At 59.9% G+C, this 4,863-nt stretch carries 7 protein-coding genes; 4 read left to right on the top strand and 3 right to left on the bottom strand.

All coding sequences use genetic code 11. From position 1 onward, the window contains the following. From VL547_RS00395 to VL547_RS00385, 3 genes are all read left to right on the top strand, one after another. Positions 1–251 (top strand): hypothetical protein (locus VL547_RS00395; RefSeq protein WP_325573978.1); only part of this gene is annotated, 251 nt, incomplete at its 5' end. A 61-nt stretch (positions 252–312) separates the two neighbouring features. Beyond that, positions 313–438, top strand: coding sequence for a hypothetical protein (locus tag VL547_RS00390; RefSeq protein ID WP_325573976.1), 126 nt, complete (start codon positions 313–315; stop codon positions 436–438). A gap of 58 nt (positions 439–496) precedes the next feature. Further along, positions 497–805 carry a hypothetical protein gene (locus VL547_RS00385; RefSeq protein WP_325573974.1) on the top strand — a complete coding sequence of 103 codons (309 nt, stop codon included), beginning with the start codon at positions 497–499 and terminating at the stop codon, positions 803–805. On the opposite strand, the gene VL547_RS00380 is transcribed toward VL547_RS00385, so the two are convergent. Genes VL547_RS00380 through sppA form a run of 3 tightly spaced genes read right to left on the bottom strand, consistent with a single transcriptional unit; the run spans position 741 to position 4,232 of the window. Continuing rightward, positions 741–1,313 (bottom strand): hypothetical protein, encoded by a 573-nt coding sequence (locus tag VL547_RS00380; protein WP_325573972.1) that lies wholly within the window; start codon positions 1,311–1,313, stop codon positions 741–743. The two genes, VL547_RS00385 and VL547_RS00380, sit on opposite strands and share 65 nt — an antisense overlap. 2 nt (positions 1,314–1,315) lie before the next feature. Beyond that, the gene (locus VL547_RS00375) at positions 1,316–2,425 is read right to left on the bottom strand and encodes an ABC transporter permease (RefSeq protein WP_325573970.1); all 1,110 of its coding nucleotides are present in this window, start codon (positions 2,423–2,425) and stop codon (positions 1,316–1,318) included. Between the two features lie 49 nt (positions 2,426–2,474). Then, positions 2,475–4,232: a signal peptide peptidase SppA gene (sppA, locus tag VL547_RS00370; RefSeq protein ID WP_325573968.1), complete on the bottom strand. Its 1,758-nt coding sequence runs from the start codon at positions 4,230–4,232 to the stop codon at positions 2,475–2,477. A gap of 42 nt (positions 4,233–4,274) precedes the next feature. Here sppA and folK point away from each other — a divergent pair, with 42 nt between their 5' ends. After that, positions 4,275–4,754: a 2-amino-4-hydroxy-6-hydroxymethyldihydropteridine diphosphokinase gene (gene folK / locus VL547_RS00365; protein WP_325573966.1), complete on the top strand. Its 480-nt coding sequence runs from the start codon at positions 4,275–4,277 to the stop codon at positions 4,752–4,754. Positions 4,755–4,863 lie beyond the last annotated feature (109 nt).

The raw sequence follows: 4,863 nt of genomic DNA, 5'->3' as shown, positions 1-4,863 counted from the left end.
GGGGATGGCTGCATTTTGGCGTCAGCCTGCTCGCTGCGATCCTCTACTGGACTCCACGGCTGACGGCCGGATCGCTTTCGGTCATTCCAGGCTGGCATACAGTCCTGTACCGCCACAAGATGCACTGGACGGAGGTCGTGGGGGGCATCCTCATGATCCTGGCGCTCCTCGCCCTCGGATTCAACGTCGCCACGCGACTGCGGGATAACAAAGAGGGCCGCCCGCAGGCGGCCCCGAAAAATCCAGGCTAAGTGTGACGAAAACCGCCTCGTAGAAGACGAGGGTCTTTCTTATAAGGAGACCGCCGAGCGCATGAACCTCACGCCCCACGCGATCAGCTACCACCTCGTCGAAGCCCGCCGCGTGCTGGCCCGCGAGTTCAGCGTAGACAAGCTCGCGCTGGCGGTGCTGATCGCGGAGATTTACCGCGCGTCCTGACCTGCTTTTCGTATATTCAGCCTTATGCGCCCCTCGACCCTTTTTATTTTGGGCGCGGGTGTACTTCGTCTTCGAAAGACTGACCGGCCGGCGGTTGAACCGCTCGCTCGCCTATATCCATTTCTGGCTGACCGTGGCCGGTTCGTTGATCATTTTCTGGCCCGGCCATTTCGGGCACCAGCCGCGGCGCTATATATACTACAGCGACATTTACGCTTCCGGACAGATCGGCGCAGTAGAGTTATTTATCGGGATCGTCGCGTTGTCTGTGCTCCTGGCGCAGCTGCTGCTGCCCATCAACCTCATTTATTCGCTGGGTCGTCGTCGTCCGAGGGTGGGAGCGCCTCGTGATAGACCACGTTCTTAAGCCGGTTCAGGCTCGCTTTCATCGAAGCCCCCCAGACCTTGTCCATGGCGATACCGGATAATTTTTCCCAGGGGTACCAGCGCAGCTTTATGTCGAGGGACCACTGCAGGAAGGTGCTGTCCTTTTTGGCAACCAGCGTAAAGCCGCCCGCGGCGGGGAGGAGATTTTTGAACTGGTAGAAGAGACGGACGTCCCCTGGGACGCTTTGGAGGATGGAGATAAATATCTTGTTCTCGGGGTGACCCTTCGGATACCAGGCGACGGTCGCCTGGCGACCCGGACCGGCGGACGTGAATTCACGGGTCACCGCGCTGTCGGCGCCCATCCAGGTGCACCACTCCGGCCACTCTTGCAGGTCTTCCAGGAAGGCCTGGAGGCTGTCGCGCCGCACGCCGAGGGTGATGCCCCGGGTCACGGTGACGTGGCGGGGTATAAAGGCGGTGAACAGGCAGATAAACGCCGCCAGCACGCAAAGACCCACCACCACGGATTTGACTTTTTGCCCCATCGTTATTCCCATTTAAAGACTTTGATCGCAACGGCGTAGACCACGACGCCCCAGAGCAGAAGGTAACCTATCTGATAGCGGACATCCCACAGGTGCGCACCTTCGAAGGCGATGTTCCGCATCGCGTCGTTGAGCTGTTTCAGCGGCAGCGCATTGCAGCATTTTTTGAGCCAGACCGGGAAGACATCGGTCGAAAAGAAAGTGCCGCCGAGCAGGAATTGCGGCATCGTAATGAGGTTGGCAAGGGGGGGTATGCTGCTCTCGTTCCTGGACACGCTGCTGACGATAAATCCAAAACCCATAAACACCACCAGCCCGATAAAGCTAAGGATCATCATGTCCAGGAAAGTTTCCCAACCATGCACCAGGGTAAAATGGAAACAGAGATAACCCAGCCCAACGATGACCACGGCAGTCAGTAACTGAAAGGTCACCCGGGATAGCCCTTCTCCCAAAACAATGTACGTCCGGCGGATGGGCGTGGCGAAAAAGCGTTTTAAGACCAGCGTCTGGCGTAGGTTGAAAAATAAAAAAGCCACCCCGAACAAACCCGCGCTGAGCAGCGAAAAGCCAAGCATCCCCGGCAGGATAAAGTCAATTTCCCGATATTCCCGCCCGGGTAAGACAACAGGCTTGTCGAGTGTCGAAAACGACGGCCGGCCGGGGAAGGCGCGTTCGTCGACGTCGGCATTCAGCGTCTTGAGCACGGTTTGTAACAGCGGGAATTTATCCATACAGGCCGAAGACGTTGTCGTATGGACGGTATACCGGGGATAGGCGGTATCGTTGCTGTTACGCGTGATTGTCACCTCGGCAGTGATGTGTCCCTTGCGGACATCGGCAAGCACCTCCGCATCGGTCATTCCCTCCACGATGGATACGTTTCCGAACCCTTTCAGGCCGCGGTATATGGCGTTCGCGGTATCGCTGCCCGGCGCCAGTGCGATCCGGATACTAGGTCCGGTGCCGCCGATAAAGCCAAAAACCAGGATGAAGATCAGGGGAAAACCGAGGCTGAACACCACCGCGGAAGGGCTGCGGAGGATGGCCCGGAAACTCCCCTTGGCAATGGCGAGCATGGCCCGCCACTGGTTGTACGTAGGCTGTGACATAGACTGAAACTGGCGCGCCTGCGGCGCGCCGCCGCGAAGCTACGCCATTTTACCGGATGTCCACGTCATACGGCAGACGCACCTCGACCTGTCCCACCATGGCTTTTACCCGGCGGATGCGTTCCAGGAGCTGCGCGCCGTCGGGCCCGAGCTCTTCCTTGACGGCCTTGGCGCTGACGCCCTTTGTGTAACTCCTCAGGTAGCGTTCAAAGGCCGATTTGGCTTCGGGATACTCGGTGATACCGTATTGCTTAAGGTGCGCCAGCCGGGCGGCACAGTCTACTGCGTCCTGGATGTGACCCAGGCGGTCCACCAACCCGTTGGCGAGCGCCCGCTGGCCCGTCCAGACGCGGCCCTGGGCAATGGTTTCGACTGCGTCGGAGGATAACCGGCGGCCCTGCGACACGTTGGTCTTGAAGGCCAGGTAGGTGCTATCGACGTTTGCCTGGAAAAAATGTTTTTCCTGATCCGTCAGCGGGCGGCTGATGTTGCCCGCGTCGGCGAAGGGCGCCGTTTTGACGCCGTCAAAGGTAATCCCGAGCTTGTCCTTGAAAAAGCCCTGCAGGTTGGGGATGATGGAAAAGACCCCTATGGAGCCGGTGAGGGTCCCGGGCTCCGCAAAAATGGAGTCCGCCCCGCAGGAAATATAGTAACCGCCCGAAGCGGCCAGGTCGCCCATGGAGACCACGATCGGCTTGCCGGCTTTGCGGGCCTCCTGCAGCTCCCGAAGGATGATGTCGCTCGCCAGGGAGCTGCCCCCGGGGGAATTTACCCTGAGCACGATGGCCTTGACGTGGTCGTCGGCCCGCGCCTTGCGGATCCATTTGATGTATTCGTCGCTCCCGATCTGGCCTTCTTCTCCCGCCCCGTAGACGATATCGCCCTGCGCGTAGATCACCGCCACCCGGTCTTTGTCCGTGTTGTCGAGGCTTACGGCCTGGTCGTATTTGGAGATCGAGATGAAATTGATGTCGGCCTTGGCGCCCAGCCCCAGCTTGGCCCGGACTCGGTTCAGCACGTCTTCCCGGTAGCAGAGGCCGTCGATCAGGTGGTTTTTGACCGCGTCATAGGCGGTCTGTATGGCGCCGGTCTGCTGGAGCCCGTCGACCGTGGCCGTATCGAGGTGACGCGCTTCCGCGGCGGCTTCGAGCAGCCCCCGGTTGAGGTCCCCCAGCCATTCCCCGGTCTGGAGCCGGTTGGCGTCGCTCATCTTGTCGGTACGCAGGGGTTCCGTTGCGCTTTTGAACTTCCCATCGTAAAATATCTGCGGTTCGATGCCGAGCTTATCCAGCGTGTGCTTGATGAACATCACCTCGGTCGACAACCCCGCCCACTCCATGGAGCCCGCGGGGTTGCAATAGATGCGGTCGGCCACGCAGGCCACGTAGTACGCCTTTTGCGAGATCACGTCCCCATACGCATAGATGAATTTACCCGAGGCCTTGAAGTCCTGGAGGGCGTGACGCAGCTCCTGGCTGGACGCGTATCCATTGGCGTTCCCTTCGCACCGCAGGAAAATACCCTTGACGGCGCTGTCCGATTGGGCATAGCGGATCAGCCGGACCGCTTCAAATAAGCCGGGAGTGCTGGCGTCTTCCTTTCCAAAGAGGTTCGCCAGATCGTCCTTCCGTCCCTGCTCCTGGAAGGGTGTCGACAGGTCGAGGTAGAGCACCGCCTGGCTGCCGAGGCTGGGTTGCGACCGCGAGACCTTGCCCACGGCCCAACCGATGGTAACGAATATCGCAATAACCGTAAAAACGATCAGGGCCAGCAGGGCCGCAAAAAAAGATTTAAAGAAGCTGCGCATGGGCATCCGTGTTTATCCATCAAATTTGGTCATTTTTGGGTCATGAACGACGTTATATTATTGACGGGCGGCAACCTGGGCGATCGGTCCTTCAACCTGACCACCGCCCGCGAGCGCCTCATCGCCGCCCTGGGCCCCCTGCAGGCGGCGTCCTCACTTTATTCGACAGCCCCTTGGGGCGTTACGGACCAGCCCGACTTTTTAAACCAGGTTTTAATTATTACCACAGCGCTCCCCCCCGACGCCGTGCTTAGGACGATCCTGTCCATCGAAGAATCCCTTGGCCGCGTCCGCACCACCAAATGGGCCCCCCGCCCCATCGACATCGACATCCTCTTCTACGGTTCATTGGTTATTGATACGCCTTCCCTGGTGGTCCCCCACCCCGAGATCCCCAACCGCCGCTTCGTCCTGGCCCCACTGACCGAGGTCGCCCCGGATCTCGTCCACCCGGTCCTGGGCCTCAAGATCCGCGAGCTCCTGTCCCAAACCCCCGACACCGCCGCGGTCACCCGCCTCTAAGCCTCCCCCTGCGGAGCCCGGCCTGGGGTGCCTCTTTTACCCTGTTTTGCGAAACGTTTCGCAAAACAGGGTAAAAGAGGCACCCCAGGCCGGGCTCCGCAGGGGGAGG

Origin of the sequence: Dinghuibacter sp., assembly GCF_035492835.1 — a bacterium.
GTDB lineage: Bacteria > Bacteroidota > Bacteroidia > Chitinophagales > Chitinophagaceae > Dinghuibacter.
This window is presented reverse-complemented; position numbering and strand designations above follow the sequence as displayed.